We start from the raw sequence: 26,247 nt of genomic DNA, 5'->3' as shown, positions 1-26,247 counted from the left end.
TTAAGGAATCTGAACATTAAACTCCTCAGAAATCTCATATAAATCATAATTGTTTTTAACTAATTCTATTTTGATCGTATGCTCCCCACTTGGAAGTCCTTTAATTATGAATGCTGCTTGATAAATTGAATCCACTCGTTGTCCATCGACAAACAATTGAATATGTCCTTCTCCATCTACGTGATTTTTACCAGCCTTTTCTTTTGCGAATGTGAACTGGTCGATAATACATTCCACATATACATCGGATCCTTTTACTTCATGATTTACAGTTAACAAGCGCTTGTCCTTACTTACGGAAACTTGGACAATTCCATTACCATGCATCGGAATGACTTGGACCTCTTGAAGTTCATCCGCAGTAACCTGTCCCACAGGACTAAGCAAGCCAACAATAGCGGAAAATAAAATAAGTATAGATTTAAGCATTTAAACGAACCCCCTTTTTCAAACATATTTTTACCAACAGAAAGTGAAAATATCCTGTAAACATGTCTAATAATAAAAAGAGCTAACTCGATGGAAGTGTCAGGCACCTCATACTGAGGGGCGCAGACACTATTGAGTCAGCTCTGAACTATTCCATAGGAGGTGGTTGGTCTTGAGTTCCTCCAAACGGGTTCATTTGTAACATTTGAATAAGCATCATTGCTAATTGCAAGTTATTTTGTATTTTCTCCATTCGCTGAGGAAATGTTCTGCCATAAAATTGATTGACCTCGACTTGAAGTTGCTGCAGTTGATATGGGTCACGGCTTAATTTACGATACCAATACGGATGTTGGCGAATAAACTGCTTAATCTCTGGCTGACTTCTTAATACCATATTAATATCGTTTCGCATTTTAGTCCCCTTTCCTTTTTAGAGAGACACAAAGTCATCCTAGCCACTTTTTTAGTGCCGAACCGATGCATAAGCATTTTGAAGTATTAATGTCGTCTAAAAGAAAAAGGATCGTCCTGAGGTGGTGGCTGATTAGGCTGGTTCTTCCCTTGGAAGGATTGCATTAACCCTTGAACATTTGAAATAACACTGCTTACTTGTGCCATATGATGCTGTAGGTCGTTAAAATTAATGTTCTTTAACATCCCTAAAATGTTTGCTGCTGTAATTGAAGAAGAGGCCTCTTCATTTCCACTTTTCTCATTATTAGGATTATCCTTTTCTTTTTCTACACTCTCAGCATCGTAAGTATTCGCTTTTCCCGCTTTTCGATACCTTTCCCAATTCGGATGTTCCGAGCCAAGAAGAGTCCATTCCTCATAATATTCTTGCCATGTCTTATTCCCACTTCTCACTTCCCTAATGAGTAAGGGATGCTCTTTCACAAACTGCTTAAACTGTTGAACAGAAGGGTGTAAGTTGTTTGATTCAGTAGGCATGCTGTGTTTCCTCCTTCGCCTAATAATCATCTCTCTACATCATATCGTTTTGCCCAGTTTAGCGTTCGCCCATTTTTCTAACAAAGAAAAATTGCCACTATTTCATCAAATTGCTAAAATGAATGGAGGACATTAATAGAAAGAGGAATAAATAATGGAAGAAAATCAACTGCTTACTGAAATCAAAACAATTATTGAAACTGGTTCAGAAGACGATAAAAATGTACTTCAGTCTGTAATACAAGGGATCCGAAAAAAACAACGTGGAGAACATAAGACGTATCTATCCGGAATAACGCATGTAAATCATCGATTTCTAGATGATGGTACTTTTGAAGTTACGATCCCAATTCAGCCACTAATTGAAAATCCACTTAAAATGGCACATGGAGGAATAACTGCCACGTTACTAGATACAGCTATGGGGTCAATGCTTAATTTAAAAGCTCCTGAAAATACTGGTTACGTAACGGCTGAGTTAAAAGTTAATTATATTCAACCTGGCCGTGGAAAACATTTACGTTGTATTGCTACTATATTACACCAAGGAAAACAGCTGAGTTTTTCTGAAGCTAAAGTTTATAATGATGATAATAAATTAATTGCTACTGGTTCAGGAACATTTTTTGCCATTCCTCTTTCATCATAATTAGAAAGGAGGGATAGTTTGTTGGTTGCTGCAATTGTAATACCCATTTTGTTTATTGTTTTTTATTTTATAGTAAAAAGAAACAATGCAGCTTACGAAAAAAAGTGGAAAGAAGTTGGTGAAATCAAGGAGCAAGTAATGATTTCTGGCAAGTTAGAAAGATACTTTGTAGAGAAAAAGAGGTTTTACCAACATCGTTACATATGGCATATTCAGCTTTTTTTAAGACAAGACCAAAAAGTTACCAAAGTTATATTTGAAAAAACAGCAGAAACAGAGAGCGTCCCTTTCAAGTTAAAAACAAATGATGAAATTAAATGCTACGGACAGTGGGATCGTAAAACATTTCTTGCTAACCGGGTGTTAAAAGGATAATTAGGCATAAAGAGAGGGGTGCTAGTTAATAAACTGGCACCCCTTTTTTTATTCCGTATGGCCTGCATTAATTCGTTCAGCTGATCGATAAGCATCTACCATTCCCCATATCCAAAGGATAGGTGTTGTGATAAATCCTATAAGAACTAACATTAATAATCCTGAAATAAAGTAAGCAATAATAAATGCAATCCCTTTTGCAATTTCACCGTTGTAAACTTGCCCCAAACCAGCACAGAAAAAACTTAACACTGCAGCTAATCCTGGATTTTTCATTAACTCCTCCTTCGACGCTCTTTATCTTTAGGATGTTTATGAGGTGTTACTATAGTAAATGTTCCAGGTAGCTAGTTTAGAACTAAATATGGCTGTCTAAATGTAAAAATTAAAATCCCTAATGGATTGCCCAAGGTGTCATAAAGTTTTGCGTGTAGTATTTTTCAAATACTCCAACACCTAAATGTGTAAACTCCTCATTCAATAAATTTACACGATGCCCTTCACTGTTTAACCAGCCTTCAACCGCTTCAATGCTGTCCACATACTGCGCAGCTATGTTTTCTCCTGCAAAGTAAAAGGATACACCTTCCCGTTCTAATCTGTCTTTTAACTCACCATAAGTAGGTGAGGTATGAGAAAAATATTGATTTTGGTACATATCTTTACTATGTCCATAAGCCACTTTTGAAACTTCATTATCCCACGTTAAAATAGCGAGATTATGTCTGATTCTTATAACATTGGTAATATCCAAAATTTGCAACTCAGCTCCAGATTCAATTTCTCTCCATTCTTCAGTTGTAAGCTCTTCTTCTTGCGGTAATTCTCCACGATAAGTAACAGAATACGGACGCTGCTTTAATAAAATATCACCAGATAAATACCTGACGCTTGAGAGCTTACTTGTAAACGTATCAAAATAAAGCTGAATCCAAGTATCTTCATCAATTTGAATGAGAGGGCGACTCAGTAATTCTGCTTCAGTTAATTCAAAGCGAAATGAACCAAATCCCTTATTCAACGATACATTTTCGGAAAACGGGTGCATAGCTGCTATTTGGTCATAAGGTGAACCAGTTACAAAAGGTTTGGACACTTCCCCTACATCCATAGCAAAGATAGTGACGACTTCGTCCGTCTCTATACCTACTTGAAGGTAACCTTCAATGCTTTCATTATAGACCCACCAATCATAACCATAGGATGTAGCGTCTATGCGGTCCGGGCTGCCAAATTGAGTTTCGATAATACTAGAGGATTCTCCTATTAGATCGTGTAGTCCTTCATTTAGTGATAAAGAAAACTCTGGCTCCTCTTCTACTTCAACATCTGAAGATATTTGATCACGTCCTGTTTCTTCACGATCTTCAATGGTTGGTGCAGGGACATTAACTTTTGCTAACATAGCTGAGAACTCATCTGGAAAATATTCAAAAAGAATGATTATAAGGACACCTAAAAAAATAAATAGGCCACACCCTAACCTTTTCATCTAACCCTCTCCCTGTTTTATTGTACATATCATTTTCTCTGTTCTATGCGATAATCCTGCTAATTTATGACTGTATGCTGGGATTTCATGAATATAACGTAAAGAAGTAAATAAAATGTTAACAAGCAAACGAGCTTTATGTCAACGAGTAGCCTGTTACATTTAAAAAGAGCAACCCTAAAGGGTTGCTCTTCCTATTTTAATGGTGGACTTCTGGACTTTCAGAGATTTCACTAAGCGCAAAACTCGCTTCATCCATAGTACCTCTGTGGACTGCAATATCACCTAATGCGACAATACCGACCAGCTTATTATTTTCTACAATTGGTAAGCGACGAATTTGTTTTTCGGCCATCATTTTAGCAGCATCATCAACTGTCATATCTGGAGTGGCTGTAATTAACTTTTCACTCATAATTTCTGTTACTTGTGTTGAGTTAGGTCGTTTTTCAGCTACACCACGAATAACAATATCACGATCTGTAATCATACCAAGTAATTGTCCATTTTCACAAATTGGGATAGCCCCACAATCCTCTTGCTTCATTTTAACTGCCACTTCAAATACGTTGTCAACGGGAGTACAATATTCTACATCAGTTGTCATAATATCTCTTAAGTGTTCCATAAGGTAGGCCTCCTTTTCAGAATATCAAGCAATAGTTTGCCCAATAAAAAAGGAACTATACGATTTGACAATAAATCCTCTTCTTTCATGAAATATTCAACAATATTCGTTGCATCTTGGTTCTTTTCATACTATGATTAGTTAAGTATAGGGTATTTGTCTAGGAGGGAAAAAAATGAAATTCGAAAACTTACAGTTTGAAGGAAAAGAAATAAAATTTTCAACTTTACAATTTGCAGCCGAATCTGTTGGGTTGGTACATGCAGGCCAATGGGATTACGAGCGAGTCACTTTCGATTACAAAATCGAAACACATGAAACAAATGTTACATATTATTTAAGAGTTCCTGCTTATGCAATTGAAGGGGATATCCCGTCGCCTGATGCAAAAGTGAAATTACTTACACCAATTCTTGGTAAACATTATTACCCACATGGTGTCGAGTATGATGAAGATTTCCCGAAAAATATTGTAGATAAATGTAATAAAAAACTACAACTTTTCAATGAAAAATTAGGAAAATAATAAAAAGGAGGGGACATTCCCCTCCTTTTTACCTTTTCATTATTGATAAAATTCTAAAGCTCTCATTATGCTTAACTAACTCATACACTATGTTCATCTCTTCAGTCGTTTTTTCACCACGACGGTCAGTCTTTTCTGTCACTTCAAATACATGAGCGAGAAGAATTCCTTGTTCATTGTCGAGTACATCACTTACAGTATGTTCAATCAATGTTAAAGTACTTCTTTCTTGTTGAAGGTCATTTACATGACGTCTTATTAAATGATAAAAGGTCGAGTTTGGAATTAAGAAATGTTCCAATTCGCTAAAGTTCCCTTCATTCACTTGAAAGACCATCTCTTGTTTATATTGATTAACAAATTCAATAGCCGATTGTGTAGATTCTTCTGATGCAGGAACGAATGTCTCCTCTTCGCCATTACCACATCCAGTTATTAAAGATGTTATCGCTAAACTAATAAATAGAAAAGTAATTATTTTTTTCATCGTAGTACTCCTTTTAACTAATCTTTAACAAGAGTACTTCAAAATGAAAGAAACTTCAACAAAATCGTATAGACATTCGCTTAATCGTCAAAATGAATGTCTTCAATTTTAATCCTAACCCGTTCTACTATAAATCCTGTACAATGCTCGATTTCGTCTTTTATGACCTTTTGGATTGTTTTAGTCAATTCTCGAAAATCTGAACCATATAATACAGAAAGACTAACATCAAGTTTTAATGAGTTTTCTTCTACTACAACAAATATTCCATATTTTTCATTACGATTTAATGAGTTCCTCACTCGTTTCTTCCACTCATTATATGGTTTAATATAAGGATAATGATTTTGCAAGGAAAAGTAGATAAGATCAATGATTACTTTTTCTTTAATGTGAAGCTGACCATCTTCAAGCAATTGAATGGGCATAATATCATTCTCCTTTTTTCGAATGATTTATTAATATTTCAAGAAAGCCTTTACAAAGCCTGTTCAATGTTTTGCGTTCATACTATAATAGAACTACATGCCTTTAAGATAGAAAGGGGTTTGAAATTGTCCGCCATCTTCACTAAACGAAACATTATTTTAACAGTTACGCTCATACTAATTATCGTTGCAGGTTATTTTATTTTACCTGTTTCTCTCCCGCTTATATTAGCATTGTTTACAGCGCTCATACTGACACCTGCTGTAAAGGCCCTTTGTGAGAAAACAAAAATGAAAAGAAACTTAGCCGTTATGATTGTTTTTACGATATTTGTATGCTTTATTGGGCTAAGTGGTTACTTTATAGTAACTAAAGCAATTACACAAGGCGTACAGTTAGCAGAAAACTTACCTACCTATTTAAATGATATTAATCGGGCTTGGTTTTCATTTCAAAGAGATTTAGAAAGTAAATATGCCGATTTACCTCCAGATTTTATCCATGGAGTAAATGAGCAAGTCACTAACACATTAAATAATTTAAGGACTGATTTTGCCAATAGAGATTTAATTAGTGATATAACCTCACTAATTACGACGATACCAGCATTTTTAGTAAATTTCCTAGTCTATTTAATCGCTTTGTTTTTATTTTTATTAGAATTACCTAGGCTTAAAAAGCAGTTATATTCATACTTTTCAGATAAAACCGCTGATAAAGTAAACTTTATGGTCTCTCGTTTATCTTATGTGATTGCTGGATTTTTTAAAGCACAATTTTTAGTCAGTATTATTATTTTCATCGTATCTTTAATTGGGCTATTGATCATTGTCCCAGAGGTTGCTTTACTGATGGCCTTTATTATTTGGATCATCGACTTTGTCCCAATTATCGGTTCTATCGCCATTTTAGGACCATGGGCACTATTTTATCTATTTACCGGTGATGTTGGATTAGGAACACAACTGTTAATTTTAGCGGGTGTATTATTAATCATTCGTAGAACAGTTGAACCAAAGGTAATGGGACAGCATATTGGGCTTTCCCCACTTGCTACACTAATTGCCATGTATATCGGTTTAATGCTTTTTGGGGTCGCTGGGTTTATTATCGGTCCATTAATTGTCATTGCTTTTACTTCAGCAAAGGAAGCTGGCATTATCAAATTAAATGTAAAAATATAAGGTGCGTAAGTGAACAGATAACAGAATTCAATAAAAAAACTCCTGCTTTATAGCAGGAGTTTTTTTATATTAAATTAATAGTACGGTGAGATTAAAATATAAACTAGTACACCAGTTAAACTGACATATAACCATAATGGCATTGTCCATCTTGCAATTTTACGGTGTCTTTCATTCTCCATATTCCAAGCTCTAGCAACTGTAGTTAATGCTAACGGAACAATAGCTGCAGCTAAAATGATGTGAGTGATGAGGATAAAGTAATAAATGTATTTTAAAACGCCATCTCCGCCATAAGTTGTTGATGCGGAAAGAAAATGATGCCCTACATATGTGACCAAGAATAATGTCGTTGTCGTAAACGCTAAATATATGAAACGCTTATGCCATGTAATGTTTTTCTTTATAATCGCAATTAATGCAAATAACAGGAATAAGAACGTGAAACTATTAAAAATAGCGTTCATCAATGGCAATATCTTTACATCAAATAAATCAAAGTTTTCGACACCTGGTAATCCTGAAAGAATGATAACTAAACCATTGATTACAATCGTAATTGCTATGATCCACGGCTTATAATTTCTCTTTTTAAATGATGATTCACTAATCGTCTCTTGACCGTGCCCCTTCATCGTTTTCACTCCTAACTTTAAAATGCTAAACCACTTCTTATTATACACAAATTTAGACAAAATAACTCTTTTTTTGCATGAAGTTATTTTACAAAACATTGAACAAACCATTTAAGAACTTCAGGCGGTTTCCAAAATGAAACCTCTACATTATTATGCAGAAAAAAAGCCGACTGTAAAGAAATACAGCCGACTTTTGTCCTGAATTTAATACTTCGTGATACCTAGTAGAAGCATTAACGCAGCAATTGCAGGAATTGCAATTACAAAACCTGATGCCATAAATGAGCTAGCCCATCCATGGTCTTTATCCTTCAAATGCATAAAGTATAACAACTGAAGGAATAGCTGAATTACAGCTAGAATTAAGATGAAAGGAATGGCGAAAGTAGCAGGAATGATATCTGTAGCAACTGCTACGAAAGCCAATAACGTTAAGAAGATCATTAACGCAAACGCGATAATTTGACGCTTCTGCTCGTCATTCGTCTTTCTTAATTCTTCTTCTGACATTGAACTTTTAGAAAAAGAAGTACTTAAGTTGTCTGCCATAAACTTAACCTCCTATTCCCATTAGATATACTACTGTAAAGATAAATACCCAAACTACGTCGATAAAGTGCCAGTAAAGACTGGCAACGTAGAATTTCGGGGCATTTGTTAACGTAATACCAGAACGTCTGTATCGAATTAACAAACAAACGATCCACGAAAGACCAAAGACAACGTGGGCACCGTGCAAACCAACTAATGTGTAGAAAGATGATGCGAAGGCGCTTGTCGTATAACCTAAACCATAGTGAACAGAGTACTCGTAGAACTCGTAAATCTCCATTCCTAAGAACCCAAGTCCTAATAATACTGTAACCCATAACCAAGCAACCATTGCCTTGAAATTATTCTTTTTCATGGCATACATTGCTAGTACACTCGTTAAACTACTTGTTAAAAGTAGCATTGTCATGATGAATACTAATGGTAATTGGAAAATCTCAGCTGGTGTTGGACCATCAGCAACCCCGTTACGAAGACCTAGGTACGTACCAAAAAATGTTGCAAATAGTACAGTTTCTCCACCTAAGAAGAACCAAAAGCCTAAAAATTTATTTTTCCCTTCGAGGGTGGCCCTCTCCGGATGAGGAGGAAGCCCTTTAGAAGTATCTACCGCGTGTCCCATCGTTAGCTTACCTCCTTCTCTTTAATTTCTTCAACTGGAATATAATATCCATGATCTTCTTTAACTGAACGAGCAATCATTGAACCAAACGTTACAACAGCACCTAGACCGATAACAATAAAAGGAGAAACGATTGGGTTCTGCATGTTCATCATAACAAAACCAAAACCTAAGATGAATAATCCAATTGACATAATGAATGGAATAATTGAACCATTTGGCATGTGAATTGGAGCGATTGGTTCAGCTGGTTTCATTTTTCCATCTCCATGAATTTTCTCATAGAAAAGTGGATCTAATGAACGAACTTGCGGTGTTTGTGCAAAGTTATACTCAGGTACTGGAGTAGGAGTAGCCCACTCTAATGTACGAGCATCCCATGGATCTGCAACAGTTACACGCTCACCTTTAAATGCAGAATACACAACGTTAATTACTAGTACGATAACTGCTGCACTCATAAAGAATACACCGATTGTACTAATATAGTTAAATGCATTTAAACCTTGACCATCTAGGTATGTGTATACACGACGAGGCATACCCATTAAGCCTAAGAAATGCTGAATGAAGAATGTTAAATGGAACCCAATTGCAAATAAGATATACATAAAGATCCCAAGTTTTTCATTAAGCATATGTCCAAACATTTTAGGGTACCAGTAGAATAATCCAGCAAATAATGCAAATACGATACCACCAACGATAATGTAATGGAAGTGTGCTACTACAAAGTACGTATCATGGTATAAGTAGTCTACAGGAGCCATTGCAAGCATAACACCTGTTACCCCACCAAGTACGAAAGTTGGAACGAAAGTTGATGCGAATAACATTGATGTATTGAATGTTAGTTTTCCGCCCCACATTGTGAATAACCAGTTAAATACTTTAATACCGGTTGGTACTGCAATTGTCATCGTTGCAACTGCAAAGATTGCGTTAGCAATTGGTCCCATACCTACAGTAAACATGTGGTGAGCCCAAACCATGAAGCCTAAGAACGCGATAACGATTGTCGCAAATACCATTGCTGTATAACCAAACAAACGCTTTCTTGAGAAAGCAGGAAGTACTTCTGAAATAATACCAAAAGCAGGAAGTACTAGAATGTATACCTCTGGGTGTCCGAAGATCCAGAATATATGTTGCCATAATACAGTGTTACCACCCATACCTGGGATGAAGAATTGTGCACCAAAGATACGGTCTAACATTAGTAAAGCAAGACCAGCAGCTAATGGTGTAAAAGCAAATAAAATTAGCATAGATGAAATAAATGATGTCCATACGAATAATGGTAAACGCATCATTGTCATACCAGGTGCACGCATGTTAATGATCGTTACTAGGAAGTTGATACCTGATAATAATGTACCAATACCAGCAACCTGTAAACCTAACACGTAGAAGTCAAGTCCTAGACCTGCATATTCACGACCAGCTAGAGGAACATATGCCGTCCAACCAGCGTCAGGTCCGCCGCCAAAGAACCAACTCATATTTGTTAATAAAGCACCAAAGAAGAAAATCCAGAAACCTAATGAGTTAACAAATGGGAAAGCTACGTCACGTGCCCCAATTTGTAATGGAATCATATAGTTCATAAAAGCAAACAGTAACGGGGTTGCTACAAAGAATAGCATGACCGTACCGTGCATTGTAAGTAATTCATTAAATGTTTGACCCGTCATAAATGTATTTTCTGGGTACATTAACTGGATTCGCATTAATAATGCCATTAGTCCAGCTTGAACGAAGTAAAGCGTACCAGCTACTAAGTAGAGGATGGCTATTTTCTTATGGTCAACAGTAGTTAACCAATCCCAAATTACACTTTTTGACTTTGTATTAGCCAATGAAGTTGTAGCCAATGGGGATTCCCTCCTTTATTCAAATTTATAAATTATTCGTTAACTTTTAAAGATTTTAAGAACGCAATTAGTGCAGCCATATCTTCATCACTAAGATCAGGATAAGCTGGCATATTATTACCTTGTTTTAAAGACTCAGGATCACGAATCCATGCCTCTAAATTCTCATCATTGTACTCAAGGTAACCTGCAACAACTGTACGCTCACCAAAGTTAGTTAGTGTTGGACCAAGATCTGACCCTGCACCACTAATAGCGTGACAGCCAATACAACCTTGATTTTCAAATACTTCATAACCTTGACGTGCTAAAACTTCAGAATTATCTTCTGCTTTAGCTTGCATACCTGCAACCCAAGCATCATAATCAGGACGATCTAAAGCAATTACTTTAAAGTCCATAAGAGCATGCTCAGGACCACAAAGCTCAGTACATTTTCCTTTGTAAATTCCAGGCTCATCAGCAATTAACCATAAGTGGTTCGTAATACCAGGAACATTATCTACTTTACCACCAAGTGCTGGGACCCAGAATGAGTGTTGTACATCACTTGCGTGTAATTCAAAGATAACTTTTTCACCAGTTGGGATGTAAACATCTTGACCAGCAGTAAATCCTTCATCCTCATAATCAAATTGCCACCAGAATTGATGACCTGTTACTTTGATATGAACTGTATGGTCTCCCTCTGGCTCAGTGTCAGCCATCATGAAAGATCCAGTGATCGTAGGTACAGCTAAAATTGCTAATAATAGAATAGGAATAGCTGTCCAAATAATCTCCAGCGTCGTACTCCCGTGAACTTGTTTAGGGTACGTATCATCGCCAGGCTTTCTTCTAAATTTAATTAGAATAATAAAGAATACTGCAAAAACAAATGCTGCCACGAAAATCATGACGAATAATGACAATAGCATTTTGTCATAAATCCACTGTGCCTGTGGTCCTTTAGGATCAAGCGCAGTTAGGTTTGCCTCACCACACCCTGTCATAAAGAAGACAAGAAGTGAAAGAGGAAGCAAACGCAAAGCATTTTTCCAATTTCTCATCTGACAATCAATCCTCACTTTCTCTTTTGTAGTGAATACTACGATTTTTTTATATTACAGTCACTATTCCCCTCATAGTTTTCTCTCTATATGTGGACAATGACCATAAGAACAAACAAGATAGTAAGATAATTAAGGGAATAAACGAACATTAAACGTGCCCATTTAATATCATCCTTCATCTTAAAACCTGCTATCCCCAAGATTAACCACCCTACACCAAGTGCAGCAGCTACTATTGTATATACGAGGCCAAACGGTGCTAACATTAATGAAACTGGAATTAAAATAGTTACATAAAGGACCATTTGACGTTTCGTCATCTCAAAACCTGCAACAACAGGCAACATTGGGATACCTGCAGCGCGATACTCCTCACACCTCTTCATAGCTAATGCTAGGAAATGTGGAGGTTGCCAAAAGAACATGATAAAGAATAACAGCCAAGCATACGTGTGAAGTCCTGGGTCAAGTGCTGCCCAACCAATTAATGGGGGTACTGCTCCAGAAATACTTCCAATCACTGTATTTAACGAATGGGTACGTTTAGACCACATTGTATATAAAACAACGTATACAAATAAACCAATAATTCCAATGACAGCTGCAACGGAGTTGGCAAATGCTAGAAGCATAATACCTATCCCTGACTGGATAAGACCTACCCAAAGAATGTGATTCGCTTGAAATCTTCCATTAACAGATGGTCGTGCTTTAGTACGTTCCATAATTGGATCAATATCTCTATCAATAAAATTATTAAGTGTACATCCTCCAGCCATAACCAAGGCGGCACCTACTATTGCAAAAAAAACGATATGGAGATTATCTGCCAAACTTATACCCGAGTACTTTGCTGCTAGAAATAGACCAGCAAATGTAGTGATAAGATTAGATGTCACTATACCTACTTTACCAAGTGTTAAATAATCTTTCCATGACTTTTGTTGATCGGTTATTATGACACTTGATTCATTAGGAAGAACATTCGTAGCTTCTATCACCGTGTTGGTCTTATTCATCTCCCTTTCACCCCCTTTTTCGAGAACGGCTCATAACATAAACAGAGTAAATCAATATTCTATCGAGTTATAACCACATTATATCTTAAAATCTACTTTGTTTCATCAAAATCCAAAGTTTCACACTATCTTCACATTTTTATGTATCCATAAAATGTTCATTCTCTAGAAATTGACTAAGCCGTTCTTTTTACTTAAGATCAATAATAGCCTCATATATTTTAATACATCTAACTCAAAATGAAAAGAAGGTGAATGAATTGCATAGGTATTTAAAAATATTTGGTGTGATCACGTCCATTGGGATGTTAATTGTTCTACTACAAGGTGCACTGGTTACTAAGACTGGATCTGGTGAAGGCTGCGGGGCAACATGGCCTTTATGTTTTGGAGAAGTTATACCAACATCTCCAGCAATAGAGACGATTATTGAATATAGTCACCGCATTGTTTCAGCACTTATGGGACTACTCATTATTATCTTTGCAATTTGGGCATGGAGAAAACTTTCTCATATGCGCGAAGCTAAGTTTTTGGCAATTATGGCAGTATTTTTTATCCTTTTCCAAGGTTTACTAGGAGCTGGAGCAGTAGTGTTCGGTCAATCAAAAGCTATACTTGCCTTACACTTTGGTATTTCAGCTATCTCATTAGCAACTGTTGTACTATTAACCGTTTTAGCATTTGAAGATGGAAAGTCGAAAGTACCTGTACCTAATGTGTCAAAAGGATTTAGGAATTATGTCTTTTTTACCATCATCTATTGTTATTTAGTTATTTATACAGGTGCATATGTAAAGCATACTCAAGCAACATTAGCATGTTCAGGGTTCCCACTCTGTAATGGACAAATCTTCCCTGGTTTTGCAGGTCCTATCGGTTCTCATTATTTTCACCGTATCGTAGGCATAGCTCTCTTCCTTGTTATTTTAGCAATGTTTGTTTGGGCAGTAAGGCGCTATCGACATGAACCTACTATTATTTGGGGCACTGGGCTGTCTTTATTATTTGTCACTGGTCAGTTCATTAGTGGTGTAGCTGTTGTGTTTACGGCAGCATCATTATTTACGGCTATGCTTCATGCTCTTATTATTTCTCTATTGTTCACAACACTATGTTATTTAACAATGGTCGTTACTAGAAAAAAATATTAATAGAATGAAGGAACCATTCAGTAGTTGTATCCTAACAAACATGTTACTCTTCAAAAAACGAAAGACGGGAATGTAAAGTCATTCTCGTCTTTTCTTTTTATACTTCATTTTTTTACAAAGCCCTTAGAAAAAGTCAATAAATCCTGTTGGCTTATTGACAATAAGTTGTTCTAGTATATCTATTTCTTCCTGAGACCCTTTAATTTGTTGTACCTGTAATAAATTACTAGGTCGTTGATAATTTAATAGCATAGTTGTGAGGTAATTTATATTACAAATAATCCCTCGCTTAGGTTCTTGCTGGCAGACACCTTTACTTCTCGGTTCATGCCTTTTAACTTTTACTTCTTTTTCTTTAACTGTAATTTGATAAGTTACATTATTCCAAGGACAAAATTCATCTAAAACATGTAGGAACAAATTTCCATTTGTAGCAGGTTTAAAAGGATACTTTTTAAGAAACTTTTCAACATCTACAATTCTTGCCATAAAATATGGAACAACTTCTTTTTGTATTTTAGGATCCGGCAGCCAATAAGGGTAAGGTTCACTATCAGGAAGTTGTTGAATAATATAATCATCAGCCATCGAATCGTGATTAGCTATAAAATTCCAAATCCCTCTTCTACTCTCTTCATCGAGACAGACAAATTCTTTGATAGTCATTTTCCTATCTTTTACTTCATAAATTATGTAACCTTTAGGCGTACCAGCAGGATCGATATAAGCTGCAATTCTTCCTTTCTTTCGAAAAAGGACCCAATCCGTCCACCAATCAATATCTCGTTTAAGCATCCCTGTATAGGATTGCGCATATTTATCATAGATTTCTTTTAGAATAATAATAGAAGTATCGTCTACCTTTTTCATATGGCCAGTGACAGTTTTAAACCTGGGTAACTGCTCTCTAGTTAGTGTTAGTTTCTGGTAATCAACAAAAATTTCCCATCCATATTTTCTATAAAAAGGAATTGAGAATGGAAATAAAAAGGCTAGTACTTGCCCTTTTTCTTTCATTTCTTTTAACTCGTGTTGTAATAAATTTTTTACCAAACCACTACGTCGATATTCTGGATAAGTAGCAACCCCGGAAACTCCACCCATATCAAAAGAGACTCCATCAATTAAGATTTGGAACGGAAACGTTGTCATTTTTGCTAATAACTCTCCATCAGAAAAATAGCCTAATGAATACTCTGGACGTAAGACATTGAGACGGTGTTCACGTTCCTCACTTGTCAACTGATATTGAAAAGCGAATTGAGATAATTTTAAGCTTTCATCGATATCATCTGTTGTGAGCCTTCTAACTTCCATCTATTCTCCTCCTTTAAATAATGCGATTGCCTTTTGCCTTTGCAGCTGATGATCTATTGTCGGTGCTGGATAATCACTATCAATCTTAAATTTATATTTCATAGCAAGTTCCGATGAAAGCTTCCAAGGTTCATGGATGTATTGCGTAGGCAGGTACTTAAGTTCTGGAACATACCTCTTTATGTACTCACCTAAAGGATCAAATCTTTCTGATTGACGGATGGGATTGAATACTCTAAAGTAAGGGACTGCATCAGCCCCTATAGAAGCCGCCCACTGCCACCCTCCAATGTTTGTTGCTTCCTCATAATCGATAAGCATCTTCTCAAAATATCGTTCCCCCAACCGCCAATCAATTAAATAATCTTTTGTTAAGAAAGATGCTGTAATCATTCGAAGACGATTATGCATCCAGCCATCTTGCCTTAATTGTCTCATTCCAGCATCTATAATTGGGAAACCTGTCATTCCTTCTTTCCATTTGTTTAATCGTTCTTGATCTGTTTCCCATTCAAGAGTACGGTATTCTCCACGTAAAGCTTGTTGTTTACTTTCAGGATAATAATAATAAAGCATGTTATAAAACTCTCGCCATGCTAGTTCTTTTATGAATACATGAGCTCCTTCTCCTATATCCATTTGACATTCAAGAATTTTATGATATATTGTCCGAATAGATATAACTCCTGTTCTTAGAAAAGGGGATAGCTGACTTGTTCCATATTCTGATGGTATGTCTCTTTTTGTGTGATATGTATGTAAGATAGTAGTAAATCGTTCTAATCGATTAGCAGCCTCACTCTCACCAAGTTTCCCCCAATTGCGTTTTGAATTCATAATTATATTCGAAAAATATCTTTCACCGTTTGGATCGATATCGCTGTCCATTTGATAATGATATTGCTGTAATTCATTTAGGCTTATGTGCAGAGGTATAGGTTTTGCTATTTTAGACCAAGCTCGAAAGTAAGGTGTAAAGACCTTATAGGGGTGACCATCAGCTTTCACTACTTGTGTTGCTGATGTTAAGTGTGTATCTATGAATGAAATTGTTGATATTCCCCATTCAGCAAGTCGTTTTTTTACCGCATCATCTCTAATCTTTCCACTTCCGGCTTCATCTTTGTTAAAATATATAGTCGTTAATTCAGGTATGGCCTCCAACGTTTTCTTTATAAATTCCTCGATGGTCCCATAAATGATATGTAATCGAATTCCTATCGCTGCACACTTTTCTTTAAATTCATAAACGGTTTGAAAAAAGTACTCATAATGAGGACATAGTTCTTCAGAAAACTTTGGATCTAAATGAAATAAAGCAACCCACTTTTCACCTGATTTCTTAGAGCGTTCTAAACATTGAAAAAGTGCGGTTTGGTCATTCAATCTAAAGTCTCTTCTGAACCAAACACCTACTATTTTTGACATAGATTTCACCTCAAATTAACTGTTCATGTAAAAAAGAGGCTGACCTAGTAGCCAACATCTTCTTCATAAAAACTGGATAGACCAGAAATTACAAAGAAGGTGAATGCTTAAGTCAGCCTTGTATTTTCTATTTTTTACTTTGATAGTTCAATTAATAAGTCACCCGTTTGAATGGCTTCACCATTTTTAACATACACATCAACGATCTCTCCATCAAATGGTGCTTGAACCGTTGTTTCCATCTTCATAGCCTCCGTGATCATTAGGTGGTCACCTTTTTTGACTTTATCCCCTTTTGTCACTAACGTTTTCACAACAGTACCTGGCATTGAAGCGCCAATTTGATTAGGATTTCCTTTATCAACTTTTGGACGAACGACTACAGATGTTTTTACACTTTGATCTTTTATCAACACTTCGCGCGGTTGACCATTTAATTCAAAGTATACGATCCGTGTTCCATCATCTTGCGGTTTAGAAATGGAAACAAGTTTTACAATTAGTGTCTTTCCTTGTTCAATTTCAACTTCGATCTCTTCCCCTAAACGTAAGCCATAGAAGAATGTCGGCGTATCTAATACAGATACATCACCAAACTGCTGACTGAATCTCTCATATTCCATGAAAACTTTTGGATACAGGGCATAAGAGATGGCGTCAAAATCTGTTACTTGGCGGCCGATTTCATTAAATAATGTTTCTTTTACTTTCGCAAAATCCACCGGTTCCAATAACTCTCCTGGACGACAAGTTATTGCTTCTCTTCCTTTTAGAATAATATCTTGTAACTTCTTTGGAAAACCTTGATATGGTTGACCCAGGTGGCCTTGGAAGAATTCTACGACTGAATCAGGGAAATCAAGTGAAGCCCCACGCTCGTATACATCTTCTTCTGTTAAATTGTTCTGAACCATATAAAGAGCCATATCACCAACTACTTTAGAAGATGGTGTTACTTTAACAACATCACCGAACATATCATTTACTGTTCGATACATTTTCTTTACTTCATCCCAACGGTTTTTCAAGCCAACTGCCTTCGCTTGTTGTTGTAAATTACTATATTGACCACCCGGCATTTCATGCTCGTATACTTCAGTATGCGGTGCATTCATACCACTTTCAAAGCCACTGTAATACTTTCTAGTCCCTTCCCAGAACTCACTTAGCTTTTCAAGCGACTCAATGTTTACATTCGGCTGTCTTTCAGAACCTGTTAGAGAGTAGTATAAGCTGTTCGCACTCGGCTGTGATGTTAACCCAGCCATAGAGCTAATCGCAACATCAACGATATCTACACCTGCTTCAATTGCACGTGAATACGTAAATACCCCGTTACCACTCGTATCATGTGTATGGAGGTGAATTGGGATATCAATTGACTCTTTCAATGTAGAAATTAATTGATATGCAGCTTCAGGCTTTAATAAACCAGCCATGTCTTTAATTCCTAAAATGTGAGCTCCTGATTGTTCTAACTCTTTCGCTAAATTTGTATAGTAGGTTAAGTCATACTTTGTTCTTGACGGGTCTAATATATCACCTGTGTAACACATTGTTGCTTCCGCAATTTTCCCTGAGTCTCTTACAGCATCAATCGCAAGTCTCATACCTTCTACCCAGTTCAAACTATCAAAGATACGGAAAACGTCAATTCCAGCATTTGCAGACTTCTCTACGAATTCACGAATTAAATTATCAGAGTAATTTGTATACCCTACTGCATTTGATGCACGCAGAAGCATTTGTAAGAGCACATTCGGCATTTGCTTTCTTAAGGTTAATAGACGCTCCCATGGATCTTCGTGTAAGAAACGCATTGCAACATCATATGTTGCCCCGCCCCACATCTCAGCAGAGAATAAATTCGGTACTAACCTTGCTGTCGGTTCTGCAATTTTCTTTAAATCATGCGTACGAACGCGAGTAGCTAATAAAGACTGATGAGCATCTCGGAACGTTGTATCAGTTAAGAGAACTTCTTTCTGCTCTTTTACCCACTTAGCCAGCCCTTCTGCTCCTCGTTCATCTAAAATTTGCTTTGTACCAGACGGCATAGGCTCTGAGTATTTGACAGATGGAACAATTGGTTGATCGAAAACTGGTTTCTTCTCTTTATCTAACCCTGGATAACCATTGACAATTGTTTCTCCAATAAACGTTAACATTTTCGTTCCACGGTCTTTTCGTACTGGGAACACAAATAGTTCTGGAGTCGAATCAATAAAAGAAGTATTATATTCACCTGAGATGAAATTTTCATGCTGAACTACATTTTCTAAGAAAGGAATATTTGTAATAATTCCACGGATACGAAACTCTCTTAAGTTCCTTAGCATCTTAGCAGCTGCTTGTTCAAATGTAAGTGCCCAAGTTGAAACCTTAACTAGTAAGGAATCATAATAAGGTGTGATAACAGCTCCTTGGAAGCCATTCCCTGCATCTAAACGTACCCCGAAACCACCACCTGAACGGTAAGCGTTAATACGTCCAGTATCAGGCATAAAATTATTACTAGGGTCTTCCGTTGTTACACGGGACTGAATAGCATAACCATTACAAGCAATTTTCTCTTGCGTTGGTATCCCTAATTTAGCTCCATGTAATTGCTCACCATCAGCAATTAAAATCTGAGATTGAACAATATCTATTCCGGTTACCATCTCTGTAATTGTATGCTCTACTTGAACACGAGGATTGACTTCAATAAAATAGAATTCACCATTTTCACTTACAAGAAACTCTACTGTACCCGCATTGACGTAGTTTACATTTTTCGTAAGCTGAACAGCAGCATCACAAATGGCTTCACGTAATTGTTCGCCAATTGAAACACTTGGTGCTACTTCTACTACTTTTTGGTGACGACGTTGTACAGAACAATCACGTTCATAAAGATGAACGATATTACCATGTGTATCAGCCAGAATTTGAACTTCAATATGTTTTGGGTTTTCTACAAATTTTTCCACATATACTTGGTCATTTCCAAAAGCTGACTTAGCTTCTGATTTGGCACGATCATAGGCCTCTCTTAATTCACCTTCATTACGGACAATACGCATCCCACGACCGCCACCGCCTAATGCAGCTTTAATAATAAAAGGATACCCATGTTTGCCTGCAAATTCCTCGACTTCCTTAACACTTTCTACAGGTCCATCACTACCTGGTATAACAGGAATATTTGCTAGAATAGCTTGCTGACGTGCTTGTACTTTATCACCAAACATCATAAGATGCTCTTGTTTTGGTCCGATAAAAATAATACCTTCTTCATCACATCGCTTTGCAAATTCAAGATTCTCAGATAGAAAACCATAACCTGGGTGAATTGCATCCACACCATTACGCTTTGCAATCTCAATTATTCCTTCAATGTCAAGGTAGGCATCAATTGGCTTTTTACCTTCTCCTACGAGGTAGGCTTCATCAGCTTTATAGCGATGAAAAGATCCTGTATCCTCTTTTGAGTAAATAGCAACCGTACGAATATGTAATTCAGTACACGCTCGAAAAATTCGAATTGCAATCTCTCCACGATTTGCTACTAGTACCTTCTTAATGTTCTTTAAACTGTTCATATAAACCCCCTTGGAAAAATGAAAGAATATTCAGTTTTATTTTTACTATTTTAAAAAGGTTTTCAGTATAAAGCAAGAAGAAAGTTCAGGTTCACAACTTCTTCAAACGTCTGATAACCAGATGACGAACTCAATTTCAGTATATAACTTGTATTCATATCTTTCAAACAATTTTTATTATTGTATCATACTTTGACTATCATGCATTCTTCTATCTAAATAACTTTTTAGCTATATTATTCCTTAACTTGCTTATGTAAATTGCGACTTTAACATCATACGTAGCTTTACGATTTATAACAACAATACACTCGAAAATTACATAATAAAAAGGAGACTGACTCTGAGAGTCAAGCCCCTCGCGCGAAACATAGAGCTACCTATTAGCTACTACTTTCACAATTGAGGTACCTGACACTTCACCTTTGAGCCAGCCTCTCTATTATTTCTCATTCGTTGTTGCTTCATGTAATGCAGCAAGTCGACGTTCTAAGTCAGATAAAAGCTGCCTGCCTGTTTCTTCATTAATTAATTCTAAGCGGATTGCAAAATCAATTTCTCTTGAAAGTCCAAACATTTGTGTATCTAAAACTTCCTCATAAAGAGGACATTGGGGCATTGTTAAATTCTCCATCTGTACTTCTATGAGTTTTTGGATTTTTTCTGCATCCGATTTAAGAAGGGCATATGCTTTTTCGCTATGTCCTGTCATCGTCTCCATAGAACGTTGGTCCCTCCTTTAAATAAAACTCTTAGGGTCGTTTTTAGTAACTTACCACTAATACTATATTCTAAATAAAAAAAATGCAATGTTTTTAATCGGTTTAATAGAAGGAAATTAACCTAGAATTAAAAAATACTTAAATTATATTGTTTTGAAAGCAACTCTAATAGTCTTAAACCACCGATACTATTTCCTTTTTCATCTAGTGCGGGGCCATAAATTCCAATCCCAACTCCGTGCGGCACAGAACCAAGAATTCCACCGGACACACCGCTTTTTGCTGGAATTCCAACTTTTATAGCAAATTCTCCAGATGCATTGTACATACCACATGTTACCATAAATGTCTTCACAATTCTCGCTATTTCAAGCGGAATAATCGTTTGCTCTGAATTTGGATCTCTTCCCTCGTTTCCGATAACGTAACCTAACTTCGCTAAATCATTACAGTTCATTTCTATTGCACAATGTTTCGTATATAGATCGATTAGCATTTCAACATTAGACTCAATAATGCCATGTTGTCTCATAAAATAGCAAAGTGATCGATTTAAGTCAGCGGTCTCAAACTCTGATTGGGCAACCACAGGATTATAAGAGATATTCTCGTTTCCTGTTAGCTGCCGGATAAATTTAAGTAATCTTTCTAACTTATCTTCTACTGTATTTCCTACTAACATATCTGTAACAGCTAATGCCCCTGCATTAATCATCGGATTTAGAGGTTTAGACGGGACACTCGTTTCTAATTTAGAAATTGAGTTAAAAGGATCACCGGTTGGTTCCATTCCTACTCTTTGAAAAACGTAGTCAGTTCCTCGGTCCATGAGGGCCAATGCTAAAGTTAACACTTTTGATATACTTTGCAGGGTAAATCCTTCTTCGATATTGCCTGCATACATACATTCCTGTTCTCCTGTATATATGGCTACCGCTAATGTAGATGGATCGGCTTCACCCAATGCTGGTATGTAATCAGCTACTTTTCCTTTATGAGTTAAGCGATTTGCCTCTTCGACCATTTTTATTAAATCTTCTTGTTTATAACAACTCACTAGTTTCACTCCTTTTTTCGCTGCAATGTGACAAATTGCAACTGGCGCTTTATACTTAGGATAGTCAAAAGCACAAGGAGGATACATATGGAATTTATAGTATTTATCAGCGGTAAAGTTTCTCACCCTTTAACAATTGACCCTTCGGTTTGGATTTTTGATGAGAGAAAGGTCGATCTAAATACATTTTTTGACCTGCCAAAAGATGAGGAAGATGAACTTACAAAATACACGAAAGCGATCTCAAAGCAATGGGATAAAGAAATTACAGAAGGCTCTGAACCCCCAAAACCAACAAACGATAATGTAATCAAATATAAACGCCAAGAGCTCGAAAACGGTACATTTGGTATGTCATTTCTTCCATTTATTATGAATGCACAACCAGATGAAGATGTTTCTGAAGTAATTGTTGAAACACATGATGGAAGAAAAGAAACTTTTTCTCTTGATTTGGCCAAGCAGTTTATTTTACAATTTTCACAAGTTGGTAAACCATTAAAAGAGGATGGTCCTGTACACATCCTGTTCGGTGATGGTTCAAACCGTAATAATCCTATAAAAAATGTTAAACAATTTACATTGAAATAAGGCTGACAGTTGTCAGCCTTATCCTAACTATATTCATCAATTAGAGTAAATCAGCTGCAAGCTGTGCTAACCCTGAACGCTCACCTTTTTGCAGTTTTACATGTCCACTTATCGTTTGATCCTTGAACTTCTCAACAACATACGTTAATCCATTATTATATTCATCTAAATATGGATGATCAATTTGTTTTGGGTCACCCATTAAAACAATTTTACTTCTTTCACCTACGCGAGTAAGGATTGTTTTTACTTCGTGTTTTGTCAAGTTTTGTGCTTCATCAATTATGATGTATTGGTCAGGAATACTTCTTCCTCTAATATACGTTAATGCTTCTACTTGAATAGAACCCATTCCAGCTAATATTTGATCTAACTCTCCAGGCTTTTTTGTATTAAAAAGATATTCTAAATTATCATAAATCGGTTGCATCCATGGTCTAAGTTTTTCTTCCTTTTCGCCCGGTAAATACCCGATATCTTTTCCTACAGGAATGACAGGTCGAGCTACCAATAGCTTCTTATATAGGCCTAAGTCTTCTGTTTGAAGTAAGCCAGCCGCTAAAGATAATAACGTTTTCCCTGTACCAGCTTTCCCGATTAATGTTACTAGGGGAATATCTTGTCTAAGAAGAAGCTCAAGAGCCATTTTTTGTTGTACATTTCTTGCTTTTATCCCCCAAACTTGGTCAGGTTCAATTTGAAATGGTTTTACTTTTTTACCATCAGGTTCAACTTTCCCTATCGCTGAACTGGAACCTCCGAGCGCATCTTTCATAATAATAAATTGGTGAGGATAAAAGGGGTGCTTGGCTAATTCAGAAATCGCAATTTCATTATCAACAAAAAACTGGTTAACAACATCTTTATCAACATAAACTTCAACATAACCGGGATATACGTCATTAAACTGAATAACACGGTCACTCAAATAATCTTCAGAAGGTATTTTCAATGCATCGGCTTTCACACGCACTAATGCATCTTTACTTACAAGTACCACTTCTCTCCCAAACTCTTTTTCCTGTTCCTCAAGCATTAAATTAAGAGCAACAGCGATAATCCGATTATCATTTGTCATTTCTGCAAATAAGTCTTTTAATTTTGAAAAAGAGCGATGGTTTAGTTCAACTCTTACAGTACCACCTGTCTCAATAGCAACTCCTTCATGTAATTTCCCTTTTCCTCTTAGGCTGTCCATCATCTTAGAAAATTGCCTAGCATTTCGGCCAATTTCATCCATGTAACGCTTCTTTGAATCTACTTCCTCTAAAACCACGGCTGGAATGACTACTTCATTGTCTTCAAAAGCATAAATTGCACGAGGATCTTGTAGTAATACATTCGTATCCAAGACGTAAACTTTATTCAATATTTGCGCCTCCTGACTAAAAGTTCATTTGTCAACATTTCTTATAATCATTCTATGCACATTCGAATGAATTCGTTATCTAAGCAAACATGGCTTATAGTATAGATGTATGATAAACAGGCCCAAGATAGAAGAAAATTCAGTTAATGATCTCGAAATTTCTTAGACATGTTTTTTCGTTATTGAGAATAGAATTGAAATCAAAAAATTTAATCTATTCTGTCACATTCTATCTAACTTAACAATTAATTATTAAAATCTTTACAAAAAAAGCTTAGTCAGAGACTAAGCTTTTTTCATTGAATCCATAACTTGGCTATCTAATTTTGCAGCTGCGTTTGCATCGTATGTTTTTTCATACTTTGGTTCTACAGCAATACGAGCTCCATAGAACATAACATCACGAACTTCTTTAATATTAATTTCAACTAACGCAAGCTTTAATGGAACGTCGTCCATTTTTTCTTTAATTACTGAAGCATCGCCTACAATAGAATATGTAGATCCATTACCGATTAGGTTTAATGTTACACCACTATGATTGTTAATGTTTTCGATAATTCTTGAACGATTGTCAACTGCGAAACGAACTTTTTCTTGAGACGGTGCAAACACCCATGAAATTGCATTTACGTTTGGAGTTCCAGTTTCATGATCGACTGTAGCTATAGTAACGAATCGTTCAGATTGCAGTAATGGTAATAATTCCTCTGTTAGTTTAGGCTCTACCTGGTTTCCCATTTATATCCCTCCACTTTTTATAATTACATCTATACTATACCTATTTTTAATCTTCGTTAAAACATATATGCCTTATTTTTATTTATTTTTTCAAGAAATACGATAAAATGATAAAATAGTACAACGAAGGCTTCAGAAACACTAATTAACCCCTTTATATTAGTGTAAATAAATGGTATTCTATAACAATTAGACAATGTACCTTCGTCAAGTGTGAGGTGAAAGAGTTGAGAGTCAAATGTGTAATTTGCGATAAAATCGATAAAATTGACGATTATAGCCCGTTAGCAAAAAAATTACGAAACCGCCCGATTCACACCTATATGTGTGATGAGTGTAACGAACGTATTTCAGGGCGAACCGAAGAAAGAAAAGCATCCGGTAACTTCCGTCTATACCGCCCCCAAAAAACCGAAAACGATTGGTAGATAGAAAAGCGGAAGCGACCGTTGAGCGGCGTATGGACTGGAGCCCTCCGTATGAGATAAAGGATACACGGTGAGGAAACGAACCGATGTTGACTTATCGCAAGGAGGAGAGCGAAGTCCACTAGACGCTGGGAGCTGCAGCTAGAAAGATAGAAAAGCTGCAGGCGCCTGACTATCGGCGACAAGCGCTGGAGGGCCAGCATGAGTGTCCCGTTTTTGGACACGGTGTTGGACCGAAGCGACCTCGAGCCGATGGCGACTGCTATTAGGCAGCCAGAAAAGCGGACGTCGTGTTTAATACACACAAAAAATAGGCTGGTGAGAAAATACTCACCAGCCTATTTTTTTAATTATATTTCGGTTCTGATTCGATTTGAACTAATAATGCTTCAATTAGCTCTATAGGAAATTGTTTTTGTTCATCATTACCGTCTTTAACATATCGAACGATGTACATAGGATCTACCACTTCAACAACAATTTGTTCAAGTTTGTGATCCTCTGTTAGGATCGTCGAGAAAAATTCGTACGTATCTAACGCTGCCTGATCATCAGGCCTAGCCTCATGAACAACCTTTATTGATAACCAATTGTATAATGCATCTTGAAGATTCATCGAAAATTACCCTTCCGCTTCTTCACGTTTTCTTTGCAACATTCTTAGCTTATAAACACCTAAAACAGCTGTTGAGATCAGAAGTACCTCAACGATTGGAGCTCCCATTAACGCTAAGAAAAACATGACAATGCATCCTATAAAAAGAGCAATGTATACAATGACTAGCTTTAATACAGGTAATTTTCGAGCGAAGCCCAAATTAAATACAAGGATAGATAAGGCAACAATTCCTAGATATACCCATATTCCCATATCTGGGTTTTCAGCGACAATCCGCGGTAACCAAGATAATGATTCAACATCAATTTCTGGTCTTCCTTCCATACT

The 26,247-nt window shown here is 36.4% G+C and carries 30 protein-coding genes; 7 read left to right on the top strand and 23 right to left on the bottom strand.

The window, feature by feature from the left end; genetic code table 11:
* The 3 genes from AC2VNP_RS17670 to AC2VNP_RS17660 form a co-directional block, all read right to left on the bottom strand.
* Positions 1-429, bottom strand: coding sequence for a hypothetical protein (locus AC2VNP_RS17670; RefSeq protein WP_486918598.1), 429 nt, complete (start codon positions 427-429; stop codon positions 1-3).
* A 148-nt stretch (positions 430-577) separates the two neighbouring features.
* Complete coding sequence (locus AC2VNP_RS17665; RefSeq protein WP_486918597.1) at positions 578-844, bottom strand: YlbE-like family protein; 267 nt, start codon at positions 842-844, stop codon at positions 578-580.
* 86 nt (positions 845-930) lie between these two features.
* On the bottom strand, positions 931-1,383 hold the full coding sequence (locus tag AC2VNP_RS17660) for a YlbD family protein (protein WP_486918596.1): 453 nt from the start codon (positions 1,381-1,383) through the stop codon (positions 931-933).
* A gap of 154 nt (positions 1,384-1,537) precedes the next feature.
* Between AC2VNP_RS17660 and AC2VNP_RS17655 the strand changes: the two genes are divergently transcribed.
* Both AC2VNP_RS17655 and AC2VNP_RS17650 read left to right on the top strand, forming a co-directional pair.
* Positions 1,538-2,032 (top strand): PaaI family thioesterase, encoded by a 495-nt coding sequence (locus tag AC2VNP_RS17655; RefSeq protein WP_486918595.1) that lies wholly within the window; start codon positions 1,538-1,540, stop codon positions 2,030-2,032.
* 21 nt (positions 2,033-2,053) lie between these two features.
* Entirely contained in the window at positions 2,054-2,407 is a 354-nt protein-coding gene (locus AC2VNP_RS17650) for a hypothetical protein (RefSeq protein ID WP_486918594.1), read from the top strand.
* A 48-nt stretch (positions 2,408-2,455) separates the two neighbouring features.
* On the opposite strand, the gene AC2VNP_RS17645 is transcribed toward AC2VNP_RS17650, so the two are convergent.
* The 3 genes from AC2VNP_RS17645 to AC2VNP_RS17635 form a co-directional block, all read right to left on the bottom strand.
* Complete coding sequence (locus AC2VNP_RS17645; RefSeq protein ID WP_486918593.1) at positions 2,456-2,683, bottom strand: hypothetical protein; 228 nt, start codon at positions 2,681-2,683, stop codon at positions 2,456-2,458.
* Positions 2,684-2,801: 118 nt separating this feature from the next.
* Positions 2,802-3,899, bottom strand: a complete 1,098-nt coding sequence (locus tag AC2VNP_RS17640; protein WP_486918592.1) for a CAP domain-containing protein — start codon at positions 3,897-3,899, stop codon at positions 2,802-2,804.
* 199 nt (positions 3,900-4,098) lie between these two features.
* Positions 4,099-4,527 (bottom strand): CBS domain-containing protein, encoded by a 429-nt coding sequence (locus tag AC2VNP_RS17635; protein WP_275117713.1) that lies wholly within the window; start codon positions 4,525-4,527, stop codon positions 4,099-4,101.
* A gap of 175 nt (positions 4,528-4,702) precedes the next feature.
* Between AC2VNP_RS17635 and AC2VNP_RS17630 the strand changes: the two genes are divergently transcribed.
* A complete protein-coding gene (locus AC2VNP_RS17630) occupies positions 4,703-5,053 on the top strand; it encodes a YugN family protein (protein WP_275117714.1) in 351 nt (116 codons plus the stop codon).
* A gap of 28 nt (positions 5,054-5,081) precedes the next feature.
* Here AC2VNP_RS17630 and AC2VNP_RS17625 read toward each other — a convergent pair whose 3' ends face one another.
* Positions 5,082-5,540 carry a TcaA NTF2-like domain-containing protein gene (locus AC2VNP_RS17625; RefSeq protein WP_486918591.1) on the bottom strand — a complete coding sequence of 153 codons (459 nt, stop codon included), beginning with the start codon at positions 5,538-5,540 and terminating at the stop codon, positions 5,082-5,084.
* A gap of 80 nt (positions 5,541-5,620) precedes the next feature.
* A complete protein-coding gene (locus AC2VNP_RS17620; RefSeq protein ID WP_486918590.1) occupies positions 5,621-5,968 on the bottom strand; it encodes an Asp23/Gls24 family envelope stress response protein in 348 nt (115 codons plus the stop codon).
* 126 nt (positions 5,969-6,094) lie between these two features.
* Between AC2VNP_RS17620 and ytvI the strand changes: the two genes are divergently transcribed.
* A complete protein-coding gene (ytvI, locus tag AC2VNP_RS17615; RefSeq protein WP_486918589.1) occupies positions 6,095-7,153 on the top strand; it encodes a sporulation integral membrane protein YtvI in 1,059 nt (352 codons plus the stop codon).
* 74 nt (positions 7,154-7,227) lie between these two features.
* Here the strand turns inward: ytvI and AC2VNP_RS17610 are convergent, their stop codons facing one another.
* The 6 genes from AC2VNP_RS17610 to cyoE all read right to left on the bottom strand — a co-directional run bounded on the left by AC2VNP_RS17610 (position 7,228) and on the right by cyoE (position 12,910).
* Positions 7,228-7,788: a DUF420 domain-containing protein gene (locus AC2VNP_RS17610; protein ID WP_486918588.1), complete on the bottom strand. Its 561-nt coding sequence runs from the start codon at positions 7,786-7,788 to the stop codon at positions 7,228-7,230.
* Between the two features lie 207 nt (positions 7,789-7,995).
* Entirely contained in the window at positions 7,996-8,340 is a 345-nt protein-coding gene (locus tag AC2VNP_RS17605) for a cytochrome C oxidase subunit IV family protein (protein WP_486918587.1), read from the bottom strand.
* 4 nt (positions 8,341-8,344) lie between these two features.
* Complete coding sequence (locus tag AC2VNP_RS17600) at positions 8,345-8,965, bottom strand: cytochrome (ubi)quinol oxidase subunit III (protein WP_486918586.1); 621 nt, start codon at positions 8,963-8,965, stop codon at positions 8,345-8,347.
* 2 nt (positions 8,966-8,967) lie between these two features.
* Entirely contained in the window at positions 8,968-10,839 is a 1,872-nt protein-coding gene (gene ctaD, locus AC2VNP_RS17595; protein WP_486918585.1) for a cytochrome c oxidase subunit I, read from the bottom strand.
* A gap of 32 nt (positions 10,840-10,871) precedes the next feature.
* Positions 10,872-11,888 (bottom strand): cytochrome c oxidase subunit II, encoded by a 1,017-nt coding sequence (gene coxB, locus AC2VNP_RS17590; protein WP_486918584.1) that lies wholly within the window; start codon positions 11,886-11,888, stop codon positions 10,872-10,874.
* 86 nt (positions 11,889-11,974) lie between these two features.
* Positions 11,975-12,910 carry a heme o synthase gene (cyoE, locus tag AC2VNP_RS17585; protein ID WP_486918583.1) on the bottom strand — a complete coding sequence of 312 codons (936 nt, stop codon included), beginning with the start codon at positions 12,908-12,910 and terminating at the stop codon, positions 11,975-11,977.
* A gap of 260 nt (positions 12,911-13,170) precedes the next feature.
* Here cyoE and AC2VNP_RS17580 point away from each other — a divergent pair, with 260 nt between their 5' ends.
* The gene (locus AC2VNP_RS17580; protein ID WP_486918582.1) at positions 13,171-14,064 is read left to right on the top strand and encodes a COX15/CtaA family protein; all 894 of its coding nucleotides are present in this window, start codon (positions 13,171-13,173) and stop codon (positions 14,062-14,064) included.
* A 123-nt stretch (positions 14,065-14,187) separates the two neighbouring features.
* On the opposite strand, the gene AC2VNP_RS17575 is transcribed toward AC2VNP_RS17580, so the two are convergent.
* The 5 genes from AC2VNP_RS17575 to glsA all read right to left on the bottom strand — a co-directional run bounded on the left by AC2VNP_RS17575 (position 14,188) and on the right by glsA (position 22,172).
* Positions 14,188-15,381 carry a GNAT family N-acetyltransferase gene (locus AC2VNP_RS17575; RefSeq protein ID WP_486918581.1) on the bottom strand — a complete coding sequence of 398 codons (1,194 nt, stop codon included), beginning with the start codon at positions 15,379-15,381 and terminating at the stop codon, positions 14,188-14,190.
* Complete coding sequence (locus tag AC2VNP_RS17570; protein WP_486918580.1) at positions 15,382-16,809, bottom strand: cryptochrome/photolyase family protein; 1,428 nt, start codon at positions 16,807-16,809, stop codon at positions 15,382-15,384.
* A 134-nt stretch (positions 16,810-16,943) separates the two neighbouring features.
* Entirely contained in the window at positions 16,944-20,393 is a 3,450-nt protein-coding gene (pyc, locus tag AC2VNP_RS17565) for a pyruvate carboxylase (protein ID WP_486918579.1), read from the bottom strand.
* Positions 20,394-20,835: 442 nt separating this feature from the next.
* Positions 20,836-21,114: an Fpa/YlaN family protein gene (locus tag AC2VNP_RS17560; protein ID WP_486918578.1), complete on the bottom strand. Its 279-nt coding sequence runs from the start codon at positions 21,112-21,114 to the stop codon at positions 20,836-20,838.
* Between the two features lie 128 nt (positions 21,115-21,242).
* Positions 21,243-22,172 (bottom strand): glutaminase A, encoded by a 930-nt coding sequence (gene glsA / locus AC2VNP_RS17555; RefSeq protein ID WP_486918577.1) that lies wholly within the window; start codon positions 22,170-22,172, stop codon positions 21,243-21,245.
* An 87-nt stretch (positions 22,173-22,259) separates the two neighbouring features.
* Here glsA and AC2VNP_RS17550 point away from each other — a divergent pair, with 87 nt between their 5' ends.
* Complete coding sequence (locus AC2VNP_RS17550; RefSeq protein ID WP_486918576.1) at positions 22,260-22,763, top strand: peptidyl-prolyl cis-trans isomerase; 504 nt, start codon at positions 22,260-22,262, stop codon at positions 22,761-22,763.
* 40 nt (positions 22,764-22,803) lie between these two features.
* Here the strand turns inward: AC2VNP_RS17550 and AC2VNP_RS17545 are convergent, their stop codons facing one another.
* Together AC2VNP_RS17545 and AC2VNP_RS17540 are read right to left on the bottom strand one after the other, a co-directional pair.
* Positions 22,804-24,132 carry a PhoH family protein gene (locus tag AC2VNP_RS17545; protein ID WP_486918575.1) on the bottom strand — a complete coding sequence of 443 codons (1,329 nt, stop codon included), beginning with the start codon at positions 24,130-24,132 and terminating at the stop codon, positions 22,804-22,806.
* 285 nt (positions 24,133-24,417) lie between these two features.
* On the bottom strand, positions 24,418-24,873 hold the full coding sequence (locus AC2VNP_RS17540; protein ID WP_486918574.1) for a pyridoxamine 5'-phosphate oxidase family protein: 456 nt from the start codon (positions 24,871-24,873) through the stop codon (positions 24,418-24,420).
* Positions 24,874-25,100: 227 nt separating this feature from the next.
* On the opposite strand from AC2VNP_RS17540, the gene AC2VNP_RS17535 reads away from it, so the two are divergent.
* Positions 25,101-25,301 (top strand): YlaI family protein, encoded by a 201-nt coding sequence (locus tag AC2VNP_RS17535; RefSeq protein ID WP_486918573.1) that lies wholly within the window; start codon positions 25,101-25,103, stop codon positions 25,299-25,301.
* A 346-nt stretch (positions 25,302-25,647) separates the two neighbouring features.
* Here AC2VNP_RS17535 and AC2VNP_RS17530 read toward each other — a convergent pair whose 3' ends face one another.
* Entirely contained in the window at positions 25,648-25,917 is a 270-nt protein-coding gene (locus tag AC2VNP_RS17530; RefSeq protein WP_275117734.1) for a hypothetical protein, read from the bottom strand.
* Positions 25,918-25,923: 6 nt separating this feature from the next.
* Positions 25,924-26,244 (bottom strand): YlaH-like family protein, encoded by a 321-nt coding sequence (locus AC2VNP_RS17525; RefSeq protein ID WP_275117735.1) that lies wholly within the window; start codon positions 26,242-26,244, stop codon positions 25,924-25,926.
* Positions 26,245-26,247 lie beyond the last annotated feature (3 nt).

Source organism: Alkalihalobacterium sp. TH-98 (genome assembly GCF_057473385.1).
This window is presented reverse-complemented; position numbering and strand designations above follow the sequence as displayed.

Coding starts and splice junctions, on each gene's coding strand:
- AC2VNP_RS17670 (WP_486918598.1), bottom strand. CDS start 429: ATGCTTAAATCTATACTTATTTTATTTTCCGCTATTGTTGGCTTGCTT.
- AC2VNP_RS17665 (WP_486918597.1), bottom strand. CDS start 844: ATGCGAAACGATATTAATATGGTATTAAGAAGTCAGCCAGAGATTAAG.
- AC2VNP_RS17660 (WP_486918596.1), bottom strand. CDS start 1,383: ATGCCTACTGAATCAAACAACTTACACCCTTCTGTTCAACAGTTTAAG.
- AC2VNP_RS17655 (WP_486918595.1), top strand. CDS start 1,538: ATGGAAGAAAATCAACTGCTTACTGAAATCAAAACAATTATTGAAACT.
- AC2VNP_RS17645 (WP_486918593.1), bottom strand. CDS start 2,683: ATGAAAAATCCAGGATTAGCTGCAGTGTTAAGTTTTTTCTGTGCTGGT.
- AC2VNP_RS17640 (WP_486918592.1), bottom strand. CDS start 3,899: ATGAAAAGGTTAGGGTGTGGCCTATTTATTTTTTTAGGTGTCCTTATA.
- AC2VNP_RS17635 (WP_275117713.1), bottom strand. CDS start 4,527: ATGGAACACTTAAGAGATATTATGACAACTGATGTAGAATATTGTACT.
- AC2VNP_RS17630 (WP_275117714.1), top strand. CDS start 4,703: ATGAAATTCGAAAACTTACAGTTTGAAGGAAAAGAAATAAAATTTTCA.
- AC2VNP_RS17625 (WP_486918591.1), bottom strand. CDS start 5,540: ATGAAAAAAATAATTACTTTTCTATTTATTAGTTTAGCGATAACATCT.
- AC2VNP_RS17620 (WP_486918590.1), bottom strand. CDS start 5,968: ATGCCCATTCAATTGCTTGAAGATGGTCAGCTTCACATTAAAGAAAAA.
- AC2VNP_RS17610 (WP_486918588.1), bottom strand. CDS start 7,788: ATGAAGGGGCACGGTCAAGAGACGATTAGTGAATCATCATTTAAAAAG.
- AC2VNP_RS17605 (WP_486918587.1), bottom strand. CDS start 8,340: ATGGCAGACAACTTAAGTACTTCTTTTTCTAAAAGTTCAATGTCAGAA.
- AC2VNP_RS17600 (WP_486918586.1), bottom strand. CDS start 8,965: ATGGGACACGCGGTAGATACTTCTAAAGGGCTTCCTCCTCATCCGGAG.
- coxB (WP_486918584.1), bottom strand. CDS start 11,888: ATGAGAAATTGGAAAAATGCTTTGCGTTTGCTTCCTCTTTCACTTCTT.
- cyoE (WP_486918583.1), bottom strand. CDS start 12,910: ATGAATAAGACCAACACGGTGATAGAAGCTACGAATGTTCTTCCTAAT.
- AC2VNP_RS17575 (WP_486918581.1), bottom strand. CDS start 15,381: ATGGAAGTTAGAAGGCTCACAACAGATGATATCGATGAAAGCTTAAAA.
- AC2VNP_RS17570 (WP_486918580.1), bottom strand. CDS start 16,809: ATGTCAAAAATAGTAGGTGTTTGGTTCAGAAGAGACTTTAGATTGAAT.
- pyc (WP_486918579.1), bottom strand. CDS start 20,393: ATGAACAGTTTAAAGAACATTAAGAAGGTACTAGTAGCAAATCGTGGA.
- AC2VNP_RS17560 (WP_486918578.1), bottom strand. CDS start 21,114: ATGGAGACGATGACAGGACATAGCGAAAAAGCATATGCCCTTCTTAAA.
- AC2VNP_RS17550 (WP_486918576.1), top strand. CDS start 22,260: ATGGAATTTATAGTATTTATCAGCGGTAAAGTTTCTCACCCTTTAACA.
- AC2VNP_RS17540 (WP_486918574.1), bottom strand. CDS start 24,873: ATGGGAAACCAGGTAGAGCCTAAACTAACAGAGGAATTATTACCATTA.
- AC2VNP_RS17530 (WP_275117734.1), bottom strand. CDS start 25,917: ATGAATCTTCAAGATGCATTATACAATTGGTTATCAATAAAGGTTGTT.
- AC2VNP_RS17525 (WP_275117735.1), bottom strand. CDS start 26,244: ATGGAAGGAAGACCAGAAATTGATGTTGAATCATTATCTTGGTTACCG.